Genomic DNA, 26,856 nt, shown 5'->3' with positions numbered 1-26,856 from the left:
GGTCCGACGCCGGTTGCGGGCAAGTGGCGAGCGTGGCCGACAGGCGGCAGCATCGATTTGTGTGGCCGCCGCTACTGGACGCGCGGCAAAGTCGCGACTATCTTGCGATCGATGCTCAAGCGTATTTTGACCTTGTTTGCGATCCTTACCGGGCTTGCCGCCGTGGCAGCGCCTGCACAGGCTCGTGCGATTGCGCTTGATGGGCTTGAACTTCACGCGGCGGGCGACAGTGTCGCCAAATGTGCGGACAAGGCCGTTACCCAGCAGACCATCCAGGTCGAGCGCATTGGCGACAGGAAGCCGCAAATGCCGGGCTGCCGTCCGGCCGTCATCACGATTGTGATCCCCACGGTTCAGCTTCAGGCTGACCGCGCGCACGAATAGCGCCCGCTTTCCGATAGATTGAAGCCCGGGTTGCGACGCCATGCGCGTGTGCGGCCAGTTCTGTCCGGCATGCCCGGATTCCCGATACAGCACAGGATTTTCCCATGATCGGCGCCATTGCCAAGGCCATTTTCGGCTCGTCCAACGACCGTTACGTCAAATCGCTCGACAAGATCGTCCGCCAGATCAACGCGCTTGAGCCGCAGCTGGAGGCGTTTTCCGACGAGGAATTGCAGGCCCAGACCGCCAAGTTCCGCCAGATGCTGGCAGATGGTCAGACGTTGGATGACATCATGCCCGAAGCCTTTGCCACCGTGCGCGAGGCTTCCAAGCGTGTGCTGGGCATGCGCCATTTCGATGTGCAGATGATTGGCGGCATGGTGCTGCATCGCGGCGAGATCGCCGAAATGCGCACGGGCGAGGGCAAGACACTGGTGGCCACGCTGGCGACCTATCTCAATGCCATCGAGGGCAAGGGCGTGCATGTCGTTACGGTGAACGACTATCTCGCCCGGCGCGACGCTGAATGGATGGGGCAGCTCCATCGCTGGCTGGGCCTGACCGTGGGCGTGATCGTTCCCAATATCGGCGAATATCAGCGCCGCGAGGCCTATGCCTGCGACATTACATACGGCACGAATAACGAATTCGGCTTCGATTACCTGCGCGACAATATGAAGCATGAGCGCAGCCAGATGGTGCAGCGCGCCTTCAACTACGCCATCGTTGACGAAGTGGACTCGATCCTGATCGACGAGGCACGTACTCCGCTGATCATTTCGGGCCCGACCGAGGACAAGTCCGAACTCTACGTTTCGATTGATCAGGTGGTGAAGACCATTCCGGCGGAATGGTATGATGTTGACGAAAAGGCCCGCAATGTCTCGCTGACTGAAGACGGCGTCGAAGAGGTGGAGAAGCTGCTCGTCTCGTCCGGCCTGCTCGCCACCGACAATCTCTACGATGTCGAGAACACGCAGGTGGTCCACCATCTCGACCAGGCGCTGAAGGCCAACATCATCTTCAAGCGCGACATCGACTACATCGTGAAGGACAACAAGGTTGTCATCATCGATGAGTTCACTGGCCGCATGATGGATGGCCGCCGCTGGTCGAACGGCCTGCATCAGGCCGTGGAAGCCAAGGAAGGGGTGAAGATCGAGCCTGAGAACCAGACGATGGCCTCGATCACCTTCCAGAACTATTTCCGCATGTATCCCAAGCTTTCCGGCATGACCGGCACAGCTGCGACGGAAGCTTCGGAATTCTACGACATCTACAAGCTCAACGTCGTTGAAATCCCCACCAACGTGCCGGTGCAGCGGATCGACGAGGAAGACGAGTTCTACAAGAACACGAATGACAAGTTTCAGGCGATCGCGAAGCTGATCCGCGAAAAGAACGAGATTGGCCAGCCGGTGCTGGTCGGCACCGTGTCGATCGAAAAATCCGAGCTTCTCTCGGACTTCCTGCGCAAGGAAGGGGTGGCGCATAATGTGCTGAACGCCCGTTTCCATGAGAGCGAGGCGCATATCGTTGCACAGGCCGGTCGGCTCGGCGCGGTGACCATCGCCACCAACATGGCCGGTCGCGGCACCGACATTCAGCTGGGCGGCAATCTCGAATTCCGGGCGGAAGACGAGCTGAAAGATATGCCTGAAGGTCCCGAGCGTGATGCCGCGCTCGCGCGGATCAAGCAGGAAATCGCAGCAGAGAAGAAGCAGGTTCTCGATGCTGGCGGGCTCTGCGTCATCGGCACGGAACGGCATGAAAGTCGCCGTATCGACAACCAGCTGCGCGGCCGTTCCGGACGTCAGGGCGACCCCGGCCTTTCCAAGTTCTACCTGTGCCTCGAAGACGATCTGCTCCGCATTTTTGGCCCCGATACGCTGTTTGCCCGCATGATGAATTCGAACCTCGCCGATGGTGAGGCTATCGGGTCCAAGTGGCTCTCCAAAGCTATCGAGACGGCACAGAAGAAGGTCGAGGCGCGCAATTATGACGTGCGCAAACAGGTGGTCGAATATGACAACGTCATGAATGACCAGCGCAAGGTGATCTACGAACAGCGCGCCGAAATCATGGATAGCGAGGCGGTTGACGATGTCGTGGTGGATATGCGCCACGAGACGGTCAACGCGCTGGTGGCCGAGGCTTGCCCTCCGGGCTCTTATCCCGAGCAGTGGAATATCGCCGGGCTGAAGGAACGCATTGCCGATGTGCTGGCGCTGGAAGCTCCGCTGGATGACTGGATGCAGGAAGATGCGCTGGAGCCTGAACTGATCGAACAGCGGCTCGTCGAACTGGCCGATGCGCACATGGAAACGAAGATCGCCGCTTCGGACGCATCGATCTGGCGGCAGGTCGAAAAGCAGGTGCTGCTCGACCGTCTGGATTTCCATTGGAAGGAACACCTCGCCACGCTCGACGCCCTGCGTCAGGTGGTGTTCCTGCGCGCTTACGCGCAGAAGCAGCCGATCAATGAATACAAGCAGGAAGCTTTCGGCCTGTTCGAACGCATGCTGGAAACGATTCGCGAGGATGTGACCCGCATTCTGATGACCAGCGAATTACGGATCGCTCCGCCGGAACCGGTTTCGGAACTGCCTGAACTGCCTTCCTTCCTCACGGGCCATATCGATCCCTTCACCGGGATGGACGACAGCAATGATGGTGATGGCTCCGCTGGACAGGAAGAGATGTTCGGCTCGCTCGCCGGTTCGCCGCAAATGGCGCCTGCGCCCGGTGTGGTGCCAGGTGCGGTTCTGGGCGATCCCTATCGTGAGATGAATGTCAGCCGTAATGCGCCGTGTCCCTGCGGTTCGGGCAAGAAGTACAAGCATTGCCACGGGGCGATTGCCTGATCTCTATGGCATAGGGCGAGCGTTCTCTCGCTTGCCGCAATTGTAACATCTGTTATGGTCCCCCACGGGAGTGGAGGGACCATGCAGATACAGAAACTCGATCTGCCGCGTTGCAAGGTGGGTGAAGGCCCGGTCTGGGACGTAGCCGAGCAGGCGCTCTATTATATCGACATCGTGGACTGTAAGGTCTTCCGGTGGGATCCAGCCACGGGCCAACACAGGGCATGGGACGTGCCCGACATGATCGGCTCGATGGCTCTGCGCGGCAGTGGAACCCGGCCGGACGGCGCGATTGTCGCCCTCGTCACGGGCATTCATTACCTCGATTTCTCGAGCGGAGAGGTATCTCTCTTTGCCCTGATGGACCCGCCCAATCCGGCGCTGCAACTGGCCGATGGGAAAGTGGACAGGCGCGGGCGTTTCGTCTTCGGCACAAGCCATCGCACGATGAAGGAGCCGCTGGGCGGGCTCTGGTCTCTCGGAACCGATGGCAAACTCACCCAGATCGACGATGACATCCATCTCGGCAACGGCCCGTGTTGGTCGCCCGATGACCGGATTCTCTACCATTCTGACAGTCTGCGCCACATGATCTATGCCTATGATTATGATATAGAAACCGGGGCGGTGAGCGGCAGGCGCGAGTTCTTCGACACCTCATCCTATGGGCCGATTCCCGATGGCGCGACCGTCGATACGGATGGCAACATCTGGGTGGCGATTTGCGAGGGCGGGGTGGTGCTGTGCCTCTCGCCTGAAGGGCAAGTGCTGAGGGAAGTGAAGTTCCCCACCAACATTCCCGCCAGTTGCATGTTCATGGGGCCGGATCTGGACCGGATGTTCGTCCCCACCATCGATCCTTCCTGCATCGGCAAGCCGTCAGAACCTGATGACGGGTTGATCTTCCTGATCGAAGGACTTGGAGCCACCGGTATTCCCGAACCGCGCTACGGCGGCTGACAGAGGCATTCCCACATGATTGACCGGCGTATGTTCCCGCTGATGTTCGCGGTGTTCATCAACATTGCGGGCTTCAGTCTGATCCTGCCGCTGTTGCCCTTCTATGGTCCGCTGTTTGGGGCGGGCCCGTTCGAAGTGGCGCTGCTTTTCGCGGCCTACAGCCTCGGCAACGTCTTTGGCGAAATCTACTGGGGCCGCCAGTCCGACAAATGGGGCAGGCGAGCCGTGCTGGTGCTGACGACCACCGGCGCGGCGGTGACTTATGTGGCTTTCGCCTTTGCGCCAGTACTGTGGCTGGCCATCGCCATCCGCGTGGTGAACGGCTTCTTCGGCGGTACGCTGAGCGTCGCGCAGGGCTTCCTGGCAGATGCCTCCCCGCCTGAACAGCGGGCGAAGGCGATGGGCCTGTTCGGATCGGCCTTCAGCCTCGGCTTCGCCTTCGGACCGGTGATTGGCGGGTTGTTCGCGGGTGCAGGCACGGCGCTGGCCGATTTCCGGGCGCCTATTCTGGTGGCGGCGGGGCTGTCTGCCGTCGCTGCAGTCTGGTCTCTGCTGGTGCTGCGGGACGTCAATCCGCCCGCCGGGAAAGCCCGTGCATTGCCGAAATATAGCGAGGGCTTTGCCTATATCGTCCAGAGCCCGCTGCTGTTCCGCCTGTTCGTCATTTCCTTCTTCGGCATTGCCGCCTTCGCTTCGAGCGAGGCGATCTATGGTCTGTGGAGCGAGTCGAATTTCGGATGGACTGCGCGCGATCTTGGCTTTGCCTTCATCGCCATCGGCCTGGGCGGCCTGGTAGTGCAATTGTTCCTGCTGCACCCGCTGGTGACGCGCTTTGGGGAAGGGCGGGTGATCACAGCCGGCTTGCTGATCATCGCCTTGTCCATGTTGCTGCAGCCCATCCTGCGGGAACCCTACGTGGCGGTCGCGTTGATGGGGATGCTGATGGTCGGGCATAGCCTTGCCTTTCCCACTGCAGGGGCGCTCACGTCGCGTACGGCACCCGTGGAGCGGCAGGGCAGCGTGATGGGGCTGATCATGGCCTCTAACGCCTTCTCTCGCATCGTTGCGCCGCCTGCTTTCGGCCTGATCTACGAATCGGCCGGGCATGATATCCCGTGGTTTGCGGGGGCGGCCATGATCGTGCTTTTTGCGGTTCCCTTTGCGATCCAGCTTGTGGGCCTTACACAGAAGCGTGCTGGGCAGGAGCGGGCGGCTTAGGGCGACGGAACCAGCTGCTCCTCTCCCGCGTTTGCCCGACAGTGCTTATCAGGGAGAGAGCCGTGAAATCATCCATTCTTGCCGGGATCGCCGGCATTGCCCTTGCCATGGCGGTCGCCGTTCCGGCGCAGGCCGAAGTCAGCCCGGCTGTGGCCACTGCGGTTGCCGATCAGGGCAGACCAGCCACGGATACGGCGCGGGACAATGCCCGCAAGCCGGGTGAGATCGTTACGTTCGCAGGCGTGAAGCCGGGCGACATCGTGGCGGAGATCGCGCCGGGCGGCGGCTATTACACACGCATTCTGGCCAAGACCGTTGGGCCCCAGGGGCATGTCTATGCCATGATGCCCAGCTTCTTCGCCAGCCGGCCCGGCGGGCTGGATGCGATCAACAAGCTGGCTGCGGAATATGGCAATGTGACGGTCTTAGTTGCCGATTTCGCCGATTTCACGCTGGAAAAGCCGGTGGACCTCGTCTGGACCACGGAAAACTACCACGACATGGCCAACGGCAATATCGCCGGTATCAACGGTTCGGTGTTCAAGGCGCTGAAGCCGGGTGGCATTTATTTCGTGGAGGATCATTCCGCGCCGGGGACGGGAACCAGCGCTACCCGCACGCTCCACCGAATCGATCCGGAAGCGGTGAAATCCGCAGTGACTGAAGCCGGGTTCAAGCTGGAGGCAGAATCGGATGTGCTGCACAATCCGGATGACAAGCACGGTCTGGGAGTAAGCGATCCGGCGATCCGTGGAGAGACGGACAAATTTGCCCTGCGCTTCCGCAAGCCGGGCTGAGCGGCGCCAATATGCGGGTCAAAAGAAAAGGGGCCGAAAGGCCCCTTTTTTGCCACCTGGAAGGTAGTGGCTCCCCGAGTAGGATTCGAACCTACGGCCAAGTGATTAACAGTCACCTACTCTACCGCTGAGCTATCGGGGAGCAGCCCTGCCGGGCAGGAGTGGGCCTATATTCAGGCCCGTTTGGTTTGGCAAGCGGCCAAAGCAAATTTTATGCATTCTCCGGCTCAGGCGATAAATTGTTCGGCCACAATGCGTTCGTCGAGGCTGTGGCCGGGGTCGAACAGCAGCGTCAATTCCTTGTCCCGGGCGATCTCCAGGTGGACTTCGGCAATATCGCGCACTTCCTTGTGGTCGGCCACGGCGGCTACCGGTCGTTTGTCGGGATCTAGCACGCGAAAGCTGATCCGGCTGCGGTCAGGCAGCAATGCTCCACGCCAGCGGCGGGGGCGAAAGGGGCTGATGGGGGTCAGCGCCAAAAGCTGCGAATCGAGCGGCAGAATCGGCCCGCTGGCGGAAAGGTTATAGGCGGTCGATCCGGCGGGGGTGGCCACCAGAACGCCATCGCATGCCAGTTCCGCAATACGGACCTTTTCGTTCACGCTCACTTCGATCTTGGCCGTCTGCCGCGTTTCACGCAGCAGAGAGACTTCATTGATGGCGTAGTGAATGTGGCTTTCGCCCTTGCGAGTGAAGGCTTCCATGCGCAGCGGGTCTACCGCGATGGCACGGGAACGATTGATGCGTTCCACCAGCTTTCGTCCGCTGCGGAAGCTGTTCATCAGAAAACCGACTGTGCCCAGGTTCAGGCCATAGGCGGGCAGAACCCGGCCGCTGTCGATCATCTGGTGCAGCGTTTGCAGCATGAAGCCGTCACCGCCCAGCACGACCACGGCTTCCGCTTGTTCCAGCGGCACCCAATCGACCAGCCCGGCCAGCTCTCCAGCCGCCTCCTGCGCGCGCGGTGCTTCCGACGCCACTATCGCAAGCGCTGAAAAGGCGTGTCCCTGGCTCACGATGTGCAGCTCACGATTTGCAGAAACCTCCGGATGGCGGTGCGGGCGCACCTGTGCGACAGAGAACGAAACTATGGAGCAACGCCCCGTTTTGCAATCGCAAGGGCGCGGATGGTGTTCTAACCACATGAGTTCCGGCAACAGGTCTTACAAGCGAAGAATGGCAGACGAATTGCATCAGGTGCCGGATCAGAAACGAGACGCGCTGACGGGGCTGGTGGGGCCAGCCGGCGCGCGCGCCCGGATCGTGCAATGGCAGGATGATGCGGCGCGGGACGGGGGGACTGCGCCTATCCACGCAATGATGCTGGGCCTGCGCCGGTTCGATACGGTCAATCTCGCCTATGGAGAGGCGGCAGGCGATTCCGCGCTGGTTGCCGTGGCTAACAGAATGTCGCGCTTCGCGGCGGATGAACTGACGGGCGAATGGGTGGTCGCGCGCATGGGCGGCGGCAATTTCCTGCTGGTCGCTCATGAGCAGTGCAGCCGGGAGCGTTGGCAATGGCTGGCCGAAACCCTGGCCGAGAGCATTGCCCGGCCTATCGCGAATCCTGTGGGAGCCGGCACCTTGCGGCTCTGGCCGCGCATCGCCTTGATGCGTGCGCTTCCGCTACAAAACGCCGATGCGATTTTCGGCAGGCTTGCTGACACTATGGAACGCGTACGGCTTGAAAGTGGGCGCCGGGTGGTATGGGTGGATGGCGATGCCAGCATTGCCGGCCGCAGTGCCGCGCAACTGGAAGCAGACCTGCTCGCCGCGCTGGACCGGGACGAGATCCAGATTCTCTATCAGCCCCAGTTCCGCAGCGAAGACGATGCGCTGGTTGGGGCAGAGGCGCTGGCCCGGTGGGAGCATCCATTGCTCGGGCGGATCGGTGCGGCGGCCTTGTTCTCTATTGCCGAGCGGGCGGACCATGTTGCCCAGCTTTCCCGCCATATCGCGACCCGTGCGGTGGCAGAGGCCGCGTATTGGCCTGCCCCCTTGCACCTCTCGCTCAACGTAACTCCGGCGGACCTTTCGGCCGGTAATTTTGCGCAGGATATTGCTTCTATCGTGAGCGGCGCCGGGCTTGCTCCCGAACGGCTGACGATCGAGATTACCGAACAGGCGCTGCTGACCGACCTTGCCCGTTCCGCCCTGGCTCTGGGCAAGCTGGTGGACCTGGGCATTCGCGTTGCGCTCGACGATTTTGGCGCGGGTTTCTGCAATTTCCGTTATCTCAAGATATTGCCGCTTCACTATCTCAAGCTCGACCGCACGATGGTGGAGGACATAGTCGAAGACATGCGCGACCTTGCGGTTCTGCGCGGCATCGTCGCCATGGCCCATGCTCTGGAACTCGAAGTGATTGCCGAAGGCATCGAAACAGAGGCCCAGCGCGCGCTGATCGCGCGGGAAGGCTGCGCCTGCTATCAGGGCTTCCTGCGGGCGAGGCCTATGGGCGCAGCGGCGTTCAGGACGTTTGCCGGGACGCGATAGACCTTCAAGGAAGGGCTCCTCAGCTCGCCTTTGCTGCTCGCTTCACAATGCCGGACAGCCCCTTGGTCAGCTGATAGAGGCCATTGAGGCGCGATTTCGGATCGCCCCATGCCCGTTCGATCACCAGCTTCATGTCGGGCCGCAGGCGGGCCGTGCCTTGCAGGCGTTCGACATAGGCAAGCAGACCCGCCGGATCGGGGAACGAATCCTTGTGGAACGTCACCAGCGTGCCGCGTGCGCCGACATCCACCTTGGCGATATTGGCGACGATGGCCTGCTGCTTGATCTCGATAAGCTTGACGAGGTTTTCGGTGGGCGAGGGCAGGGGGCCGAAGCGGTCGATCATTTCGGCGGCCAGCGAATCCAGTTCTTCCTTGCCCTTCGCATCGTTCAGGCGGCGATAGAGCGCCATGCGCACGGCAAGATCCGGCACGTAATCGTCCGGGATCATGATCGGGGCATCCACAGTGATCTGCGGCGAAAGGCCGCTGTTGTCGCGCTCCAGCCCCATATCGCCGGCCTTGGCAGCCAGGATCGCATCTTCCAGCATGGATTGGTAAAGCTCGAAGCCGACCTCGCGGATATGGCCGGATTGCTCGTCACCCAGCAGATTGCCGGCACCGCGAATGTCGAGATCGTGGCTGGCAAGCTGGAAGCCCGCGCCCAATCCGTCGAGATCGCCCAACACCTTCAGGCGCTTTTCGGCCACTTCGGAAAGCTGCTGGTCCCGCGGATGGGTGAGATAGGCATAGGCGCGCAGCTTGGAGCGGCCCACTCGGCCGCGCAGCTGATAAAGCTGGGCGAGGCCGAAGCGATCCGCGCGATGGATGATGATCGTGTTGGCGCTGGGAATGTCGAGGCCGCTTTCCACGATAGTGGTGGAAAGCAGCACGTCATAACGGCGCTCGTAGAAGGCGGCCATGCGCTCTTCCACTTCGCGGGCGCCCATCTGACCATGGGCCGAGATGTATTTCACTTCCGGCACGGCCTTGTGAAGCCAGTCCTCGATATCGGGCAGGTCGGCAATGCGCGGCACGACGATGAAGCTCTGCCCGCCACGGTGATGTTCGCGCAGCAGGGCCTCGCGCATCACCACTTCGTCCCACTCCATCACATAGGTGCGCACGGCCAGGCGATCGACCGGCGGGGTCTGCATGGTGGTGAGTTCGCGCAGCCCGCTCATCGCCATTTGCAAGGTGCGCGGTATGGGGGTGGCCGTAAGGGTCAGCATATGGACGTCGGCCTTCAGTTCCTTCAGCCGTTCCTTGTGCTTCACGCCAAAACGCTGTTCCTCGTCCACGATTACGAGGCCAAGGCGCTTGAACTCTACCTGCTTGGCGATGATCGCATGGGTGCCGACCACGATGTCCACCGTGCCGTCCGCCAACCCGTCGCGCGTATCGGATGCTTCCTTGGGCGGGACGAGGCGGGAGAGGCGGCCGACCTTGATCGGGAAGCCGTTGAAGCGGGTGGAGAAGTTCTCGAAATGCTGGCGTGCGAGCAGAGTGGTGGGGGCCACCACCGCGACCTGCTGCCCTTCCATCGCGGCGACGAAGGCAGCGCGCAAAGCCACTTCCGTCTTGCCGAAGCCGACATCGCCGCAGACCAGCCGGTCCATCGGTTTGCCTTCCGCGAGGTCGTTCAGCACGTCCTCGATCGCGCGTTCCTGATCCTCGGTCTCCTGCCAGGGGAAGCGCTCGACGAACTGGTTATAGCCGCTTTCGTCCGGCACCAGTGCCGGGGCGGTGCGCAGGGCGCGCAGGGCAGCGGTGCGCAGCAGTTCGGCGGCGATGGCCTGAATGCGCTCCCTCAGCTTGGCGCGGCGTTTCTGCCATGCCTCGCCGCCCAGCCGGTCGAGCGGCAGAGCTTCGTCGGAGGAGCCGTAGCGGGTGAGGACGTCGATATTCTCGACCGGGATATAGAGCTTATCCCCGCCGGCATATTCCAGCATCACGCAATCATGCTGGCTCTTGCCGACCGCGATGGCTTCCAACCCGAGATATTTGCCGATGCCATGGTCGATATGGACGACCAGATCGCCAGCATTGAGTGCCGAAAGCTCGGCCAGAAATGCGTCGGCATCCTTGCGGCGCTTGCGGCGACGGACCAGCCTGTCGCCCAGCATGTCCTGCTCGGTGACCACCTCCATCTCGGCATTGGCGAAGCCGGTTTCCAGTGGGAGGACGACAGCGACCGGCGCGCCCTTTGCCGCAAAACCCAGCGCCTCCTGCCAGGTGTCTGCAAGACGCGGTTCGGCGCCCTGTTCTGCAAGGATGGAGGAAATGCGCGCGCGAGAGCCCTGAGAATAGGCCGCGATCAGCGGTTTCCGCCCGGCCTTGGCAATGGTGTTGAGATGCCGCGCGGCGGCTTCATAGACATTGTCCCCCCGCGCGCGTTCCGGCGCGAAATCGCGCGCGCTGGAGAAGGCGAAGTCGATCACGCTCCCGCTTTCGGGCTGTGCGAAGATATCCGCCCGGTGAACCGGCCAGCCTGACAGGCGTTCTGCAAACTCGTCACGGGAGAGATAAAGCGCATCGGTGGCCAGTGGGCGATAGGAGCCTGCCGCTTGCCCCGATGCCTCGACGCGGGCCTGATGATAATCCTCGATGTCGCCCAGCCGTTCGTCGGCCGATCCCATGGCCGCATTGTCGATCACGATTACGTCGTCGGCCGAAAGGTGATCGAACAGGCTGGCGAGCTTGTCCTCGAACAGGGGCAGCCAGTGTTCCATGCCAGCAAGGCGCCGTCCGTCGCTCACGGCCTGATAGAGCGGATCGCCAGTGGCATTGGCGCCGAACATCTCGCGATAACGGGTGCGGAAGCGTTTGACCGTGTCCTCGTCCAGCAGGGCCTCGCTGGCGGGAAGCAGCAGGTGCCCTTCCACGATGCCTGTGCTGCGCTGGGTGGAGGGATCGAACAGCCGCAGGCTTTCGAGTTCGTCGCCGAAAAAGTCGAGCCGCAGCCCGCCTTCGAAGCCGGAGGGGAAGATGTCGAATACAGAGCCGCGCACGGCGAATTCGCCGGCATCGATCACAGTGTCGGTGCGCGAATAGCCCTGGCGCTGGAGCAGCGCGATCAGGCTCTCATGCCCGATCTGCATTCCGGGCACGATCTCGCGCACGGATTCGCGGATACGGAAGGGGGTCAGGACGCGCTGGAGCAGGGCATTGACGGTGGTGACCAGCAATTGCCCGTTCTTCTTGCCCCGTTGCAGCTTGTGGAGCGCGGACAGGCGCTGCGAACTGATCGAGAGGGCAGGGCTGGCACGGTCATAGGGCAGGCAGTCCCACGCCGGGAATTCGATCACTTCCAATTCGGGCGCGAAGAAGGCGGCGGCATCGGCCACTGCGCGCATTGCGGTATCGTCGGGCGCGACGAACACGGCCCGGCCCTTCGATGCGCGCGCCAGGTCCGCCAGCACCAATGGCTGCGCCCCGCGCGCGACGGAAGCGAGCGTCAGCGGGGAGGAAGCGGAGAGAATGCGTTGGAAATCGGGCATTTGTGGTGTCGATCCGTGTAGTCTGCGCACGCACGAAAACCCGTTGGCGCGATTTCAGCGCAAACGGGTTTTGTGAAAGTCGATGCTCCCTAGCGGGGGGAGCGCGCGTTGTCGAATGCCCCATTGGCCAGCCGCGCAAGCAATGCGACCGCCCGAGGGGATCAGATGCGGACGTAATCGATCATCTGGAGCTGGCGCATCATCTGGCCGGCATATTTTTCCGGCACGGGCTGTGCTTCCAGCGCCCAGGCCATGATCTCCACGTCATCCTCGTCAAGCAGTGCCTCGAACCAGCCGAGCGCAGCCTCGTCCCAATCGGCATGATGGCGGTCGAAAAAACCGCCGATCATGTAATCGGCTTCGCGCGTGCCGCGATGCCACGCACGAAACTTTGCGCGGGCAAGGCGAGCTTCCCGGGTCGGGGCACCGGGCATCTTACTTGGCCCTCAGGGCTTCGAGGATATCTTCGGGCTTGCGGCCCGCCATATCCTTCGCAAACTCGCCCAGCAGCACAGCCTCGGTCTGCTTGTGATAATGCTTGCGCAATTCGCCCAAGGTGCGGGGTGCGGCGATCACCACCAGCTTGTCGATCTTGTGGCCGAGCACCCGGCTGTTGAGCCATTCCGCGACGCCTGCTGCATGCGCGTCTTCATCCTGAAGGCTGGCCTGCGGATTGCCCGCGCTGGAATAATGGCGCCCACCCGACCCATGATTATGCTCGTCCAGCTTGACGGCGGGCAGGGGGGCGAGTTCAGGCTCAGCCTCATTACCGCTGTTGCGATAGAGCTCGAACTTCGCGCCATCGACCAGAGCGATAATTGCACCATGGGGCAGCAGCATTCACCTTCTCCTCACTCTTAATACCCTTACCAGTAGGGCCATATGGTGACTCGGGACGGACAGTTTAATGAGCTGCGTCAATTCTGGCGAATTTTCTGTCGATGGGGCAAGGAGCCTTCATGCGGCCAGAACAGCTCAATCCGCTTTTCGTAGAAGCCGACGCTCTGGAGGGCGTCGGCCCCAAATTGCGCAAGCCGCTGGAGAAGCTCGGCCTCGCGCGGGTGAAGGACTTTGCCTATCACCTGCCGGAGCGTTTCGTGTTGCGTCATGCGGTTGAGAATCTCGATCAGGCAAGCGTAGGCGAGCAGATCGTGGTGGCGCTCACTCCGGTGGAGCAACGCGCTTCCGCCGGGCGCGGTCCGTTCCGCGTGCTGGCCGAAGATGCGCTCGGCAATATCTGTGCGCTCACCTATTTCGGCCGGGCTTCCTACAGCGCGCGCAAACAGCTTCCGCTGGGGGAGAAGCGCTGGATCGCCGGGCGGCTCGATCAATATGGCCAGATGCTCCAGATCGTGCACCCCGATCATGTCGAGGAGGAGAGCAGCCGTCTGGCGGGTAAGCTGGTGGAGCCGGTCTATCGTCTTGCCGAAGGGCTGACCCAGCCGCGCGTGGCGGGGCTGGTGGCGCAGGCGCTGGCCCGCGCGCCGGAACTGCCTGAATGGATCGAGCCGACTTTGCTCGATCGCCAGAAATGGCCCGCCTGGCGCGATGCGCTGGTGCTGGCCCACAAGGACGAACACGCCGCCGCGCGGGATCGTCTGGCCTATGACGAGCTGCTGGCGAGCAGTCTTGCCCTGATGCTGGTGAAGGAAAGCAATCGCACGCGGCGTGGCCAGTCCTTGCGGGGCGATGGTTCGCTGAGGGCGAAGCTGCAATTGCCCTTCGGCCTGACCGGCGCGCAGAAGCGCTCCATTGCCGAGATCGAAGGCGACATGGCCCAGGGCCACCCGATGCTGCGCTTGCTCCAGGGCGATGTCGGTGCGGGCAAGACAGTAGTGGCGCTGGAATCCATGCTGGTGGCAGTGGAGGCCGGAACGCAGGCGGCGATGCTGGCGCCGACCGAGATCCTTGCCCGCCAGCATTTCGAAACGATCCGCCGCCTTGCCGCGCCCACCGGAGTGAACGTCGCGCTGTTCACCGGGCGCGACAAGGGCAGGGCGCGCGAAAGCATCCTGATGGGGCTGGTCGATGGCAGTATCGACATCGTGATCGGCACCCATGCCATCTTTCAGGAAGCGGTTGCCTATCGCAATCTCGGGCTGGTAGTGATTGACGAGCAGCACCGCTTCGGCGTCGGCCAGCGCCTGATGCTGACGCAGAAGGGCCGGGTGACGCCGCATTGCCTTGCCATGACTGCCACACCGATCCCCCGCACGCTCACGCTGGCGCAATATGGCGAGATGGACGTCTCCCGCCTCGACGAAATGCCGCCGGGCAGGCAGGCGATCGATACGCGCGTTATCTCGATAGAACGACTGGCGGATGTCGTTTCCGGGATCGAACGGCATATTGCTGGCGGCCAGCAGGCCTATTGGGTCTGTCCCATGGTGCGCGAGAATGAGGGCGAAGACCTTGCCGCTGCCGAGGCACGCTTCGCGTCGCTCAGGGAACGCTTCGGAGAGGACGTCGTGCTGGTCCACGGCCAGCTTAAGCCTGAGGTGAAGGACGCCGCGATGGAGCGGTTCGCCAGCGGACAGGCCAAGGTGCTGGTCGCCACTACCGTGATCGAAGTCGGCGTGGATGTGCCCAACGCCACGCTGATGGTGATCGAACAGGCCGAACGCTTTGGCCTTGCCCAGCTTCACCAGCTGCGCGGGCGCGTAGGGCGCGGATCGGAAAAGTCGGTCTGCCTGTTGCTGCGCGGAAACGAATTGTCCGAAACCGCCAAGCAGCGGCTCGCCCTGATGCGCGAAACGCAGGACGGGTTCCGCATTGCAGAGGAAGATCTCGAACTACGCGGCGGCGGCGAATTGCTGGGCACTCGCCAGTCGGGCGAGAGTGCCTTCAATGTCGCCACGCTCGATCAGATCCAGCGCCTGTTGCCGCTCGCCCATGACGATGCGCGCCTGTTGATCGAACGTGACGGCGGGCTCGCCAGCCCGCGCGGCGCGGCGGCAAGGCTGCTGCTCTATCTGTTCGAGCGCGACTGGGGAGTGCAATTGCTGAGGGGCGGGTGACGCAGGATTCGACCAACCGCATATGGGGATGGGCGGGCGCATTCCGTTTGGGCCTTTTCCATTGCCTCGCCTTCGGGGCACCTCTAAACCCCGCCCACTTGGACGATAACAACGAAAAGCAACCCGCTTGATCCTGTCACCTTTCGAATGGATGATCGCCAAGCGCTACATGCTGCCCGGCAGGGGAGAGGCCTTCATTGCCCTCGTCGCCGGGATCAGCCTTGTGGCGGTGATGCTTGGCGTCGCCGCGCTGGTCATCGTGATGAGCGTGATGAACGGCTTCCGCGCCGAACTGCTCGACAAGATCGTGGGGCTGAACGGCCATGCCATCATCCAGGCCTATGGCGAACGCTTCGATAATTGGCAGCAGGTGCTCAAGGAAGTGAAGAAGACGCCGGGCGTTGTCCGCGCTTCTCCGCTCATCGAAAAGCCGCTGCTGGTCACCTTCAACGGCCGCGTTGAAGGCGTGCTGGTTCGCGGCAATACGCAGCAGGACATCAATCGCCTCAAACCGCAGCAGGTTTCCGGCAGCCTTGCCCAGTTGCGGCCCGGCGCCAGCAAGGTTGCCATCGGCAGCAGGCTTGCGGAAAATCTCGGCGCGCGGATCGGCGATACGATCACCATCATCAATCCCGCCGGTCGGGCAACGCCCTTCGGCACCGTGCCGCGCCAGATCGGTTATGAAGTGGCCGCGATCTTCGAAGTGGGCGTGTATGATTATGACGAGAAATTCGTCGTCATGCCCATGCAGGATGCGCAGACCCTGCTGCTGATCGGCGACACGGTAGGCATGATCGAAGTGAAGACCGTCAACCCTGACAAGGTGACCGAAATCCTCGCGCCGGTTCAGCGCCAGCTTGCGGGCGTGGCGGTGATTTCCGACTGGAAGACGATCAACTCCAGCCTGTTCGAGGCGCTGGCGGTGGAACGGGTGGCGATGTTCGTCGTCCTGTCCATCATCGTGCTGGTGGCGGTATTCAACATCCTGTCCTCGCTCATCATGCTGGTGCGTGCCAAGACGCGGGACATCGCGATCCTGCGCACCATGGGTGCCACGCGAACGAGTATGCTGAAGATATTCGTCACCACCGGCTTCCTGATCGGTGCGCTGGGCACCATGGCGGGCCTGGCGCTGGGCTTCGTGTTCCTGTTCTTCCGCCAGCAGATTGTGCGCGGGATAGAGATCGTGACGGGCCAGAACCTGTGGGACCCTTCGATCCGCTTCCTCACCGAGTTGCCGAGCCGCACCGATCCCGGCGAAGTTATCGCCATCAGCATAATGGCGCTGGTCTTCAGCTTCGTAGCTACGCTCTATCCGGCGTTCCGCGCCGCCAATACCGATCCTGTGCAGGTGCTGCGCTATGAATAACGCCCATCTGATGCCGGTGGTGCAGCTGACCAACCTGACCCGCAGCTTCGAGCAGGGCGGGGTGAGGATCGACGTATTGCGCGGGGTGAACCTGGCAGTCCAGCCGGGCGAGATCGTGGCGCTGCTTGGTCCCTCGGGCTCGGGCAAATCCACCATGCTCCAGGCAGTGGGCCTGCTGGAAGGCGGCTTTGGCGGGCGGATCGAGATCGCCGGAACCGATGCGAGCACTCTGCCGGGGGATAGACGCACCGCGCTGCGCCGCGATTGCATCGGCTTCGTCTATCAGTTCCACCACCTGCTGCCCGATTTCAACGCGCTGGAAAACGTGATCCTGCCGCAACTGGTGGCGGGCAGAAGCCCGGCCGAGGCTCAGGCACGGGCCAGCGAATTGCTGACCTCGCTCGGCCTTGGGGCGCGGCTCGAACATCGGCCCAGCCAGCTATCCGGCGGCGAACAGCAGCGCGTCGCCGTGGCGCGCGCTCTGGCCAACCGGCCCCGCATCGTGCTGGCTGACGAGCCCACCGGCAATCTCGACGAGACGACGGCAGACAAGGTGCTGGCCGAATTCGTCCGCCTCGTGCGCGGAGAAGGCAGCGCGGCGCTGGTGGCCACGCATAATGAGCGGCTCGCCATGGCGATGGACCGCGTCGTGCGCCTGCACGAGGGCGTGCTCGAATAGATCGGGCTCAAGAGGCGCCGAAAAAGGAGCCCGTGTTCTGCGGGCTCCCTTGCTGCCGGATCGTCAGAACGCCATGGCCGGCGTGATGAAGGAAGCGGCCACCATGTTCAGGATGATCGAGGCCACGATCGCCACCAGAACGGTCACCGCGATATATCCAGCGGCCTTCTCCTGCGGCACGGCCATGACGGGTGTGGCACCCAGGAACAGCACATAGATGCTGTAGATTCCCCCGGCGATGGCCGCGATGCCGCCCAGCATCGGAAGTATGCCGAACACTCCCGCGAGCCAGGCGGCGGTCATCGAATAGGCGACCAGCTTGAAGGCCGAGCCGAAATCATCCTTGCCGCCGAATTTGGGGCTGAGGAAATTGGCGGCGAAGCTGACGACGAACAGCGCGATGATCGACTGGACGAAGCCGGTGATCGCGATGGTCAGCGAAAAGGACAGGCTGGGCCGGAACATCATGATCATGGCATTGTAGCCGAACAGCTGCCCGCCGATGAAACTGCAGATCGGGCCGATGGCGATCAGCGGCAAGGCGTATTTGATCAATATGCCCTGAACGTTCCCGGGCACGGCAGCAACCTTGGACCATTCGGCCTTGGGCTGCATGATCATCGCCTTGGCGCGGGCGATGAGCGAGGCGGTATTCTCGGAACTCAACGGATTATCCGACATTGCCAGTCTCCCCTCGGTAACTGGACCGGGAGTGGAACCTTTTTTTCGACGAAGCGCAAGTGTTCAGGCTTTTCCCCAGCCGGCGCGGCATCGCCCTTGATCGTCGGGATGCGCTTGCTACCTCTGCATTATGTCCTTCGCCCCCTTCGTTCCGCTTCGGGTTTTCTCCTCCTTCTCCATGCTGGAAGGCGCGATAGATCCCAAGGCCATCGCCAAACTGGCGAAGGAACGGAAGTTCCCTGCCATCGCCATCTGCGATCGCAACGGGCTGTATGGCACGGTCGCCTTTGCCGGCGCCTGCCGCGATCAGGGCGTGCAGCCGATCATCGGCACGCTGCTGGGCGTGGTGCGGGAGGATGGCAAGCAGGTAGATTATCTGCCGCTTTTCGCTCAGGATCAGGCCGGGTGGAACAGCCTGTGCCACCTCGTCAGCCGCGCCCATCTGGACCGTCCGCTGGAGATGGAGCCGCACGTCACTTTCGCCGATCTGGCTGCGCATAATCACGGGCTGATCGCCCTGACCGGCGCGGGCGAGGGCGGGATGACGCGCCTGTTCGCCGACGGAAAGGCGGAGGCAGCGTGGGATTACGGGCATAGGCTGGAGGAGTTCTTCCCCGGCCGCCTCTATATCGAACTCTCCCGGCGTGGCGATCCCGTGGAAGAGGCGGGGGAAGAGGGGCTGGTGGATTATGCCTATGCCCGCGGCCTGCCGCTGGTAGCCACCAATCCCGCCAATTTTGCGGAGCCGGCTTTCCACGCCGCGCATGACGCGATGCTGTGCATTGCCCATTCCACCCAGATCGACGCGCCGGACAGGCCGCGCTCCGCTCCTGAAGCCTTCGTCAAATCGGCCGAACTGATGGCGGAGGAATTCGCGGATCTGCCGGAGGCGCTGGCCAATACGCTGACCATCGCCCGCCGCTGCGCCGTGGCGCCTCCCAAGCGCAAGCCGATCCTGCCCAGCCTTGCCGGTGACAAGGAAGGCGAAGCGCGGATGATGGCGGAAGATGCGCGCCGGGGCCTCGCTGCCCGGCTCGCGCCTTACGAGGATCTGACGGAGGAACAGCGTCGGATCTATGACGAGCGGCTCGAATTCGAGATCGACGTCATCAACCGCATGGGCTTTGGCGGCTACTTCCTGATCGTTGCCGACTTCATCAAATGGGCGAAGGAAAACGGCATCCCGGTGGGGCCGGGGCGCGGTTCCGGCGCGGGCTCGCTGGTGGCCTGGGCGCTGACCATTACCGATCTTGATCCGATCAAGCTGGGCCTGCTGTTCGAACGCTTCCTCAACCCGGAACGCGTTTCCATGCCGGACTTCGATATCGACTTCTGCGAAACGCGGCGCGGCGAGGTGATCCGCTATGTTCAGCGCAAATATGGGCACGATCACGTGGCCCAGATCATCACTTTCGGTAAGCTGAAAGCCCGCGCCGTGCTGCGCGATACGGGCCGCATCCTGCAGATGAGCTACGGCCATGTGGACCGGCTGTGCAAGATGGTGCCCAACCATCCCACCGATCCCTGGCCGCTGCCGCGTGCGCTGAATGGCGTGGCCGAGTTCAAGCGCGAGTACGATTCCGATCCCGATGTGAAGCGCCTGATCGATCTGGCGATGCAGCTGGAAGGCTTCCCGCGCAATTCCTCCACCCATGCCGCAGGCGTGGTGATCGGAGACAGGCCGCTGGCCCAGCTGGTGCCGCTCTATCGCGATCCGCGTTCGGACATGCCGGTGACGCAGTTCGACATGAAGTTCGTCGAGGATTCCGGGCTGGTGAAGTTCGACTTCCTCGGCCTCAAGACCCTGTCGGTGCTGCGCAAGGCGGTGGACCTGCTCGCCCGGCGGGGGATCGAGGTCAATCTCGACACGCTGCCGTGGGATGACAAACAGGTTTACGAGCTGCTCCAGCGGGGTGACACGGTGGGCGTGTTCCAGCTGGAATCCGAAGGCATGCGGCGCACGCTGGCGGCGGTGAAGCCGACCAATTTCGGAGACATTATCGCGCTCGTCTCGCTCTATCGGCCCGGCCCGATGGACAACATCCCCCTGTTCGGGAAGCGCAAGAATGGCGAGGCGGAGATCGAATATCCGCATCCCAAGCTGGAAGGCATCCTTTCCGAAACCTACGGCATCTTCGTCTATCAGGAACAGGTGATGCAGGCCGCGCAGATCCTGGCCGGCTATTCGCTGGGCGATGCAGACCTTCTGCGCCGCGCCATGGGCAAGAAGGTCCAGGCGGAAATGGATGCCCAGCGCCAGCGCTTCGTCGATGGCTGCAAGGAAATCTCGGGCATCGAGAAGGCCAAGGCCAACGAGCTGTTCGACTTGATCGACAAATTCGCAGGCTACGGCTTCAACAAGTCCCACGCGGCGGCCTATGCGCTGCTGTCTTACCAGACGGCATGGCTCAAGACGCATTACCCGCATGAATTCTACGCCGCATCCATGTGCTTCGACATGCACCAGTCCGAAAAGCTCTCGGTCTTCGTGGACGATATGCGCCGCAACAAGATCGAGGTGGCCGGGCCGGACGTGAATATGTCGGAGGCCGAGTTTTCGGTCGATCAGACGCATGAGGGGCACGCCGTGCGCTATGCGCTGGCGGGCATCCGCAATGTCGGCGAGAAGGCGATGGAAGTTCTGGTGGCCGAACGCGAAGCCAATGGCCCGTTCGAGAGCCTTGAGGATCTGTTCCGCCGCGTGCCGCCCGGCGCGATGAACCGCCGCCAGCTGGAAGGGCTGGCAGGCGCTGGGGCCTTCGATTGCCTTGAGCCGAACCGCGCCAAGGTGCTGGCTAATGCCGACATATTGCTGGCCGTGACCGATGCTTCCAACCGCGAGCGGGAAAGCGGGCAGGCCGGGTTGTTCGGCGGCGAAGGCCATCAGGAACAGGCCCTGCGTCTGGTCGATACGCCGCCCTGGTCGAAGACCGAGCAGATGGCGAAGGAGCGGGAGAATTTCGGCTTCTATTTTGCCGCCCATCCGGTGCAGCAATATCGCGCCGTGGCCTCCGCCAATGGTGCGCGGTCCTATGCCGGCCTGATGGAAGGCGGCGCGCCCAGCGGGCGCAGCACGGCGGTGATGGCCGCCATGGTGGAAGGGGCGAGCAAGGGCCGGACACGCAAGGGCAGCGAGTTCATCCGCGCCGATTTCTCGGATTCCTCCGGCCAGTTCAGCGCCGCCTGTTTCGAGGAGAGCCTGGTCGATGCGTTCCCGAAATGGGCGGCGGACGGCACCTGCGTGCTGCTGACGGTGGAACTCGATTCACCCAGCCCGGACGAACCGCCGCGCGTGACGGTGCGCGGGGCGCGGCCCCTGGCGGAAGTCACCGGCTCCACCCGGATGCAGTTGACGCTGGAAATCACCAGCGAGGAAGCCTTGCAACAGCTGGCGCTGGCTCTGCTGCCGGGCAATCCGGGCTGCGGCGAAGTGATGGCGCGGCTCAATGCCGGGCCGGACCTCAGGCCGCTCGTCCGCCTTGGACGCGATTTCGCGCTGGATGGCGAACTGGTGGACCGGCTTTCGGATATCGAGGGGCTGATCGTGGGCGATTTCAAGCCGCAGGGCGGGCGGAGCAATCTGCGTCTGGTCGCCTAGGCCTGGGGGGCATCCCCGGGAGAAGCGGCTTCCCCGTCAAGCGCCTCACTTGCGCCAGTCTTGCGGAACACGCCGCTCAGCCGGGCCATCAGCATCAGGATCGCGGGGGCCATGCAGGTGTTCACCATGTCCTTCGCGCTTTCACCCCAGAGCAGAGGCTGGCCCAGCGTGGATTGATTATAGAGATCCAGAAACTCGCCGATCAGGGCGGCCAGCAGCACCAGCAGCAGCGGCCTGATCTGCCAGGCTTTCCAGCGCAGCAGCAGGCAGGAGCCGAAAAAGACGATCAGCGACACGTAGATGTGCAGCGCGTCTCTTTCGAGGCCGGTAAAATGGACAAGGGCCAGCTTGGCCTGTTCGAAGCCGCTCATCGTCATTTCCTGCCTGTTAACTTTCCGCGGCGCAAGCGCCATCTATCCCCTTGGCATGACAGGAAGTTTACCCGAACAGATCCATCTGCCCCCCTTGCACCGGCGGCCGGAAGCCACTGCAATCCAGCCGGGGATAATACTGCGCAATGCCGCTGCGCTTCACGGCCAGCCGGAACCGGTCGCGCAGCAGCCGGGCCCAGACGCCTTCGGGCCGGAAGCGCTTGAAATAGCGCCCGTCATTATCCTTGCCCCCGCGCATGGCCCGCACGATGGCCATCACCTTTTCCGCCCGCTCCGGGAAATGGGCGTCCAGCCATTCGCGGAAGATCGGCGCCACTTCATGCGGCAGGCGAATCAGAATCCAGCTGGCGGAAGTAACCCCCGCCTCCGCCGCGCGGGCCAGGATCGCCTCCATTTCCCCATCGGTGATGGCCGGGATCACCGGTGCGACCGAGACATGAGTGGGCACGCCCGCCGCGGAAAGCCGCGCCAGCGCGGCCAGACGCCTGCTGGGCGTTGCCGCGCGCGGCTCCAGCGTGCGGGACAGATGCGGATCGAGGCTTGTAACGGAAAGAGATACTGAAATCAGATTGTTGGCCGCCATTTCTGCCAGAATATCGAGGTCAAGCAGCACCCTGTCGGACTTGGTGGTGATCAGCGCCGGATGCCGTGTTTCCAGGCATACTTCCAATATCTGCCGCGTGATCCGATATTGCGCCTCGATCGGCTGATAAGGATCGGTATTGGTCCCCATGGCGATGGGCTGCACCTTGTAGCCCTTCTTCCCCAGCGTCTCGCGCAGCAGCCGCGCCGCATCGGGCTTGGCGAACAGCCTGGTCTCGAAATCCAGCCCCGGCGACAGGTCGAGATAGGCATGGGTCGGGCGCGCGAAGCAATAGGCGCAGCCATGCTCGCAGCCGCGATAGGCATTGATCGAACGGTCGAACGGGATGTCGGGCGATTTGTTGAAGTTCAGGATCGTGCGCGGATGCTCCTGCGTGACACTGGTGCGCAGCTTTGGCGGCGGGCCGTCCAGCGCCTCCACTTCATCCAGCCAGTCCCCATCCACCTCCCGCGCGGGCAGGTTGAAGCGCCGCGACAGGGTGGAGGAAGTGGCTCCGCGGCCGCGTATGGGGGGAGGGACGGGCATGGGGAATGGATAGAACATAAGTGGAACATTGGCAAGGTGCGTGTCCTTTCCGGCCCCTAGGCTCCGCTCGTGCTGAGCCTTTCGAAGCACGCGGGCGAAGGTCTCCCATGCCCAAGGGAGGCGCGTGGTCCCATCGGCTGTCTGCCGGCTGCCGCCGCTCAGGACAGGCTTCCACAAGCTCAGGCTGAGCGGTTCTGATTTTGCCCGATGGCCCCATCCCCGATCCCGCCCGAAGTTGACAAGGTTGACACAGTGCTGAGCAGGCTGGCCGACCCTCGCAGCCGCCGGGGCGGGGGAGGCGGTGCGCAGGCGGCGTCCACCGCTGCGCAGCCACGGGCGAACCAGTCATCCCAGCACGCCGCTGCTTCCAGCGCGGCTTCCTCGCCAGCCTGATCGGCGGCCTCTTCGCGCAGTTCGCAGCTTTCTTCGCTGTAATAGCCGTCCCCGTCCTCTTCATCCCAGATGGGATCGGGCTCGCTGTCGGCCGGATTTGCGCCCTCACGGACGGGTGTCCGATGGAAGGCCTCCTGCCATGCGCGTCCCCGGGCCTCGATGATGAAGTCTTCCCGCTCGGGAGGCAGGTCTTTTCCCGGGCTGCCGGGCCGGTCTTCGTCGCAGGGCCGATCCTGATCGCACAAGGAGGCCAGCAGTTCGTCGAACCGTGCGGCGTCCCCCTTGTGCGGGTCCTCGTCGGAGCATTCTTCCACCATGCGGTCGAGCCGGGCGAGATGGGCCAGCAGCAGGCGCGTATCATATTTGCGCCGCGTGCCGACCAGCTCGCCGCGATACCAGATGTCTTCCTCGATCCCGTCCAGCGCGCGGCAAGCCAGTTCGTCGCTGCTCACCTCGCGCGCCAGCACCAGAGCGGCGGCCCATCCGCGCGCAAACAGCCCATCGCGCCGCCTCAGGCGATAGGCCGCCTCGGGTGACATACCCACTGCCGCACAGGCCGCGCGGACCGTGCCCTTGCTGGCAAGGTGATCCAGGAACCTGACCTTGAGCGCGCCGCTCCACCCGTCCTTGCGGGCGGGAAGCTCGGTTCCGGCAAATTGCGTGAATTCCATGATCCGCTTCTCCTGTTGAGAACAAATGGCGAATCAGGTCTATTATGCATGAGGCTGCGTGTAGGACAGGGGATTGTTGGGCGGAATGAGGTTGATTGGCTGGATTGAACGATAAGTATCAGAAATACCTAAAAAATCTATTTATCAGCGTCATCCTGAACTTGTTTCAGGATCCATTCTTCCCCATACGCTGTCACGCAATCCGGAGAAATAGATCCTGAAACGAGTTCAGGATGACGGGTTGGGCATGGCAAGCGATCACGCCCGGCAGATTCCCGACATTGCTTCCGGCGTGCGCGGATGGCGAAGGCATGAGAATTAAAAGCTCAAGTCGCCTACCTGTCAAACTACTTTAGCTCATTTCTCCCGCAACCTCGGCATCAGTTCCACGAAATTGCAGGGCCGGTTGCGGCTGTCGAGCTGTTCGGCAAGGATGCCGTCCCACCCGTCCTTCACTGCGCCGTTCGATCCGGGCAGGGCGAAGACATAGGTTCCGCGCGATACCACGGCGCAGGCGCGGGACTGGACGGTGGAGGTGCCGATCGTGTTGTAGCTGATCCAGCGGAACAATTCGCCAAAGCCGGGAATGTCCTTTTCCTTCACGCGGTCCAGCGCCTCGGGCGTCACGTCGCGGCCGGTCAGGCCGGTGCCGCCGGTGATGATCACCGCGTCCACGCTCTGATCGTCGATCCAGTTGTTCAGGCGCTGGGTGATGATGGCCACATCGTCCTTTTCCAGCGCGCGGGCCACCAGTCTGTGCCCGGCGGTCTTGATCCGGTCTGCCAGAATGTCGCCCGAAGTGTCTTCATCCGGGCCGCGCGTGTCGGATACGGTGAGCAGGGCGATATTGATCGGCTTGAAGATACGTGCGGGATCGACCGCCATGGCTTGGGCCCTTCTAGACTATCGGTGTGCCGGGGAATCCGGGCTGCTTAATCGCGTTTTGCGGAAAGCCAGACCCTGCCGCTCCTGGGCTGGCCCGGAAAGGCGGGCCATTGGCCCTGGGCGAGCGCCATGCGGCTGGGAGAATCGCTATCCGCCTGCCGCTCATACATCCAGTAATTGCGCATAACGATGGCGACGTAGCCGCGCGTTTCCCAATAGGGGATGGATTCCATGTAGAGCAGCGGATCGCCCTGATCGCGCACTTCGCTGTTCCAGCGGGTGACGGGAGTGAGGCCCGCATTATAGGCCGCCATGATCTTGGGCAGCTTGCCTTCGGTCGCGGTAGAATCGCGCAGCATTTCAAGATTTTGCTGGCCGAATGCGAGATTTACTCGAGGATCGTCCAGATCGACCGCCGCAGCCGAGAGATTGAGGCGCGGGGCATGTTCACGCACGGTGATCGGCGTTATCTGCATCAGCCCGCGCGCATTGGCGGGGCTGACCGCGCTGACCCGGAAGTTCGATTCCTGCAGCGCATGGGCATAGGCCAGCGCAGGGTCCACTTCCCATCCGGTAACCGGCATCCAGCGCGGCGCGGGATAGCTGGAAGCCGGATCGGCCCTTCCGCCCGAGGGGGCATTATTGGCCATGAACAATTGCGTGGAAGGCAGGCCGAGCCCGCGCGCCAGGCGGGACAGCGATTCATAATCGCGGGCATCGCCGATCTTCGCCTGATGGATCAGCAATTTGCTTGCCAGATCGTCTCGCCCGATCTCGGCCAGTTCGATTGCCATGCGGACATTGTCCTTGTCCTTCAGGCGGTCCCAGTCCTTCTGGTTGAAATCGGGCTTGGCAAAGCGATTGGGCAGGCCAATGCCCAGCTGCTCGGCGGCGAGCATGCCATAGAGGGTTTCGTCCGTCCGGGCCGCCTGGCGCAGATGGGCGCTGGCCTTTTCCGGCATGCGGCAACGCACGGCGGCGCGATTGGCCCAGTAATGCGCGGCGGCGGTCAATTCAGGATTGGCGCTGCGCTGGGCCGCGCTTTCAAAGCCGTAGAGGGCGGTCGTGCAATCGTCCAGCCGCCAGGCGGCAAGGCCGGTCACCCAATGGCCTTCGGCTACCCAGGGGCCCGCCCCTTCGGCCACGGTGAGCGACAGCGACAGCGCATCGGCGTCGCGGTTTTCGATATAATAGCTCCAGGCCACCCGTTGGCGCCATTCGGCGCGGGCTTCGGGGCTGAGCAGGGCATCGACGCCCCCCAGCGCGGTGCGCGCGCCATCGGGATCGTCATTGGTGATCCGGTCGAGGATCTGGGCCTTCACGGCCTCGGGCATGGTCCCATCCTCCACCGCGCCGGGGCGAATGCGCTTGGGCGGGGAGGGTTGGCGCTGGAAGCTCTGCTGCTGGGGCAGGGCAGGCGGGTTGGTGAGCCCGCGCTTCATGCCAAGCCGCGCGAGCTGTTCGGCCTGGGGCAGCCTTTCGCCGCCTTTCAGCCAATCCTCGATCTGCGGCAGTTCCACCTTGGGGGAACGCGCGGCGAGATAATATTCCGCCAGCGCCACCTTGTGCAGCGGGCCATCCTTGCGCTGGGCGAGAAGATCCTGGACCTTGGCCCAGTCCTCCTTGTCGATCGCGTTGAAGAAATCCCGGTAATAGTCCCGGTCCGACTGCGGAAGCAGCGTGGGCACGGTGGAGCCGGTGGCATGGGCGTGGAAATATTCAGCGCTGTCGGCCATGGCCGGCGTTGCCAATGTGAACGTGGCGAGCGTGAATCCGATCCCGCCTGCGAGAAGGGCAAGCGCCATTCGTTTTGTGCGAGTCATG

At 62.9% G+C, this 26,856-nt stretch carries 20 protein-coding genes and 1 tRNA gene; 10 read left to right on the top strand and 11 right to left on the bottom strand.

The window, feature by feature from the left end; all coding sequences use genetic code 11:
* Nucleotides 1–111 precede the first annotated feature (111 nt).
* The 5 genes from H0274_RS05280 (at nt 112) to H0274_RS05260 (ending at nt 6,223) form a co-directional block, all read left to right on the top strand.
* Nucleotides 112–384 (top strand): hypothetical protein, encoded by a 273-nt coding sequence (locus tag H0274_RS05280; RefSeq protein ID WP_226793713.1) that lies wholly within the window; start codon nt 112–114, stop codon nt 382–384.
* Nucleotides 385–488: 104 nt separating this feature from the next.
* Nucleotides 489–3,248: a preprotein translocase subunit SecA gene (secA, locus tag H0274_RS05275; protein ID WP_226793711.1), complete on the top strand. Its 2,760-nt coding sequence runs from the start codon at nt 489–491 to the stop codon at nt 3,246–3,248.
* 81 nt (nt 3,249–3,329) lie between these two features.
* Complete coding sequence (locus H0274_RS05270) at nt 3,330–4,208, top strand: SMP-30/gluconolactonase/LRE family protein (RefSeq protein WP_226793709.1); 879 nt, start codon at nt 3,330–3,332, stop codon at nt 4,206–4,208.
* Nucleotides 4,209–4,223: 15 nt separating this feature from the next.
* Entirely contained in the window at nt 4,224–5,426 is a 1,203-nt protein-coding gene (locus H0274_RS05265; protein WP_226793706.1) for an MFS transporter, read from the top strand.
* Between the two features lie 62 nt (nt 5,427–5,488).
* Nucleotides 5,489–6,223, top strand: a complete 735-nt coding sequence (locus tag H0274_RS05260) for a class I SAM-dependent methyltransferase (protein WP_226793703.1) — start codon at nt 5,489–5,491, stop codon at nt 6,221–6,223.
* A 67-nt stretch (nt 6,224–6,290) separates the two neighbouring features.
* Here the strand turns inward: H0274_RS05260 and H0274_RS05255 are convergent.
* A tRNA-Asn gene (locus H0274_RS05255) sits at nt 6,291–6,365 on the bottom strand.
* Nucleotides 6,366–6,450: 85 nt separating this feature from the next.
* A complete protein-coding gene (locus H0274_RS05250) occupies nt 6,451–7,239 on the bottom strand; it encodes an NAD kinase (protein WP_226793700.1) in 789 nt (262 codons plus the stop codon).
* A 160-nt stretch (nt 7,240–7,399) separates the two neighbouring features.
* On the opposite strand from H0274_RS05250, the gene H0274_RS05245 reads away from it, so the two are divergent.
* On the top strand, nt 7,400–8,719 hold the full coding sequence (locus tag H0274_RS05245; protein ID WP_226793697.1) for a GGDEF domain-containing phosphodiesterase: 1,320 nt from the start codon (nt 7,400–7,402) through the stop codon (nt 8,717–8,719).
* Between the two features lie 19 nt (nt 8,720–8,738).
* Here H0274_RS05245 and mfd read toward each other — a convergent pair whose 3' ends face one another.
* From mfd to H0274_RS05230, 3 genes are all read right to left on the bottom strand, one after another.
* Nucleotides 8,739–12,218: a transcription-repair coupling factor gene (gene mfd, locus H0274_RS05240; RefSeq protein ID WP_226793694.1), complete on the bottom strand. Its 3,480-nt coding sequence runs from the start codon at nt 12,216–12,218 to the stop codon at nt 8,739–8,741.
* Between the two features lie 161 nt (nt 12,219–12,379).
* Nucleotides 12,380–12,652 (bottom strand): FAD assembly factor SdhE, encoded by a 273-nt coding sequence (locus tag H0274_RS05235; RefSeq protein WP_226793692.1) that lies wholly within the window; start codon nt 12,650–12,652, stop codon nt 12,380–12,382.
* A gap of 1 nt (nt 12,653) precedes the next feature.
* On the bottom strand, nt 12,654–13,058 hold the full coding sequence (locus H0274_RS05230) for a host attachment family protein (protein ID WP_226793688.1): 405 nt from the start codon (nt 13,056–13,058) through the stop codon (nt 12,654–12,656).
* A 119-nt stretch (nt 13,059–13,177) separates the two neighbouring features.
* On the opposite strand from H0274_RS05230, the gene recG reads away from it, so the two are divergent.
* From recG to H0274_RS05215, 3 genes are all read left to right on the top strand, one after another.
* The gene (gene recG, locus H0274_RS05225; protein WP_226793685.1) at nt 13,178–15,235 is read left to right on the top strand and encodes an ATP-dependent DNA helicase RecG; all 2,058 of its coding nucleotides are present in this window, start codon (nt 13,178–13,180) and stop codon (nt 15,233–15,235) included.
* A gap of 127 nt (nt 15,236–15,362) precedes the next feature.
* A complete protein-coding gene (locus H0274_RS05220; protein ID WP_226793682.1) occupies nt 15,363–16,604 on the top strand; it encodes a lipoprotein-releasing ABC transporter permease subunit in 1,242 nt (413 codons plus the stop codon).
* Nucleotides 16,597–17,283, top strand: a complete 687-nt coding sequence (locus tag H0274_RS05215; RefSeq protein WP_226793679.1) for an ABC transporter ATP-binding protein — start codon at nt 16,597–16,599, stop codon at nt 17,281–17,283. The genes H0274_RS05220 and H0274_RS05215 overlap by 8 nt, the downstream gene beginning before the upstream one ends.
* 63 nt (nt 17,284–17,346) lie before the next feature.
* Here H0274_RS05215 and H0274_RS05210 read toward each other — a convergent pair whose 3' ends face one another.
* The gene (locus tag H0274_RS05210; RefSeq protein WP_226793676.1) at nt 17,347–17,964 is read right to left on the bottom strand and encodes a Yip1 family protein; all 618 of its coding nucleotides are present in this window, start codon (nt 17,962–17,964) and stop codon (nt 17,347–17,349) included.
* Nucleotides 17,965–18,094: 130 nt separating this feature from the next.
* Between H0274_RS05210 and dnaE the strand changes: the two genes are divergently transcribed.
* The gene (gene dnaE / locus H0274_RS05205) at nt 18,095–21,562 is read left to right on the top strand and encodes a DNA polymerase III subunit alpha (protein WP_226793673.1); all 3,468 of its coding nucleotides are present in this window, start codon (nt 18,095–18,097) and stop codon (nt 21,560–21,562) included.
* Here dnaE and H0274_RS05200 read toward each other — a convergent pair.
* From H0274_RS05200 to H0274_RS05180, 5 genes are all read right to left on the bottom strand, one after another.
* On the bottom strand, nt 21,559–21,933 hold the full coding sequence (locus H0274_RS05200; protein WP_226793670.1) for a hypothetical protein: 375 nt from the start codon (nt 21,931–21,933) through the stop codon (nt 21,559–21,561). The two genes, dnaE and H0274_RS05200, sit on opposite strands and share 4 nt — an antisense overlap.
* 67 nt (nt 21,934–22,000) lie before the next feature.
* Nucleotides 22,001–23,083: a PA0069 family radical SAM protein gene (locus H0274_RS05195; protein ID WP_226793667.1), complete on the bottom strand. Its 1,083-nt coding sequence runs from the start codon at nt 23,081–23,083 to the stop codon at nt 22,001–22,003.
* Between the two features lie 179 nt (nt 23,084–23,262).
* Nucleotides 23,263–24,147 (bottom strand): hypothetical protein, encoded by an 885-nt coding sequence (locus tag H0274_RS05190; protein WP_226793664.1) that lies wholly within the window; start codon nt 24,145–24,147, stop codon nt 23,263–23,265.
* A gap of 357 nt (nt 24,148–24,504) precedes the next feature.
* Nucleotides 24,505–25,032: a molybdenum cofactor biosynthesis protein B gene (gene moaB, locus H0274_RS05185; RefSeq protein WP_226793661.1), complete on the bottom strand. Its 528-nt coding sequence runs from the start codon at nt 25,030–25,032 to the stop codon at nt 24,505–24,507.
* Nucleotides 25,033–25,079: 47 nt separating this feature from the next.
* Nucleotides 25,080–26,855: a lytic transglycosylase domain-containing protein gene (locus tag H0274_RS05180; RefSeq protein ID WP_226793657.1), complete on the bottom strand. Its 1,776-nt coding sequence runs from the start codon at nt 26,853–26,855 to the stop codon at nt 25,080–25,082.
* Nucleotide 26,856: the final 1 nt, after the last annotated feature.

The organism is Fulverythrobacter ferritrahens (genome assembly GCF_020539485.1).
GTDB classification, from domain to species: domain Bacteria; phylum Pseudomonadota; class Alphaproteobacteria; order Sphingomonadales; family Sphingomonadaceae; genus Andeanibacterium; species Andeanibacterium ferritrahens.
The sequence above is the reverse complement of the archived record's forward strand: the minus strand, read 5'-3'. Positions and strand labels throughout refer to the sequence as shown.

Coding starts and splice junctions, on each gene's coding strand:
- H0274_RS05180 (WP_226793657.1), bottom strand. CDS start 26,855: ATGACTCGCACAAAACGAATGGCGCTTGCCCTTCTCGCAGGCGGGATC.
- recG (WP_226793685.1), top strand. CDS start 13,178: ATGCGGCCAGAACAGCTCAATCCGCTTTTCGTAGAAGCCGACGCTCTG.
- H0274_RS05235 (WP_226793692.1), bottom strand. CDS start 12,652: ATGCCCGGTGCCCCGACCCGGGAAGCTCGCCTTGCCCGCGCAAAGTTT.
- H0274_RS05230 (WP_226793688.1), bottom strand. CDS start 13,058: ATGCTGCTGCCCCATGGTGCAATTATCGCTCTGGTCGATGGCGCGAAG.
- moaB (WP_226793661.1), bottom strand. CDS start 25,032: ATGGCGGTCGATCCCGCACGTATCTTCAAGCCGATCAATATCGCCCTG.
- H0274_RS05210 (WP_226793676.1), bottom strand. CDS start 17,964: ATGTCGGATAATCCGTTGAGTTCCGAGAATACCGCCTCGCTCATCGCC.
- H0274_RS05195 (WP_226793667.1), bottom strand. CDS start 23,083: ATGCCCGTCCCTCCCCCCATACGCGGCCGCGGAGCCACTTCCTCCACC.
- H0274_RS05190 (WP_226793664.1), bottom strand. CDS start 24,147: ATGGAATTCACGCAATTTGCCGGAACCGAGCTTCCCGCCCGCAAGGAC.
- H0274_RS05270 (WP_226793709.1), top strand. CDS start 3,330: ATGCAGATACAGAAACTCGATCTGCCGCGTTGCAAGGTGGGTGAAGGC.
- H0274_RS05245 (WP_226793697.1), top strand. CDS start 7,400: ATGGCAGACGAATTGCATCAGGTGCCGGATCAGAAACGAGACGCGCTG.
- secA (WP_226793711.1), top strand. CDS start 489: ATGATCGGCGCCATTGCCAAGGCCATTTTCGGCTCGTCCAACGACCGT.
- H0274_RS05215 (WP_226793679.1), top strand. CDS start 16,597: ATGAATAACGCCCATCTGATGCCGGTGGTGCAGCTGACCAACCTGACC.
- dnaE (WP_226793673.1), top strand. CDS start 18,095: ATGTCCTTCGCCCCCTTCGTTCCGCTTCGGGTTTTCTCCTCCTTCTCC.
- mfd (WP_226793694.1), bottom strand. CDS start 12,218: ATGCCCGATTTCCAACGCATTCTCTCCGCTTCCTCCCCGCTGACGCTC.
- H0274_RS05280 (WP_226793713.1), top strand. CDS start 112: ATGCTCAAGCGTATTTTGACCTTGTTTGCGATCCTTACCGGGCTTGCC.
- H0274_RS05200 (WP_226793670.1), bottom strand. CDS start 21,933: ATGAGCGGCTTCGAACAGGCCAAGCTGGCCCTTGTCCATTTTACCGGC.
- H0274_RS05265 (WP_226793706.1), top strand. CDS start 4,224: ATGATTGACCGGCGTATGTTCCCGCTGATGTTCGCGGTGTTCATCAAC.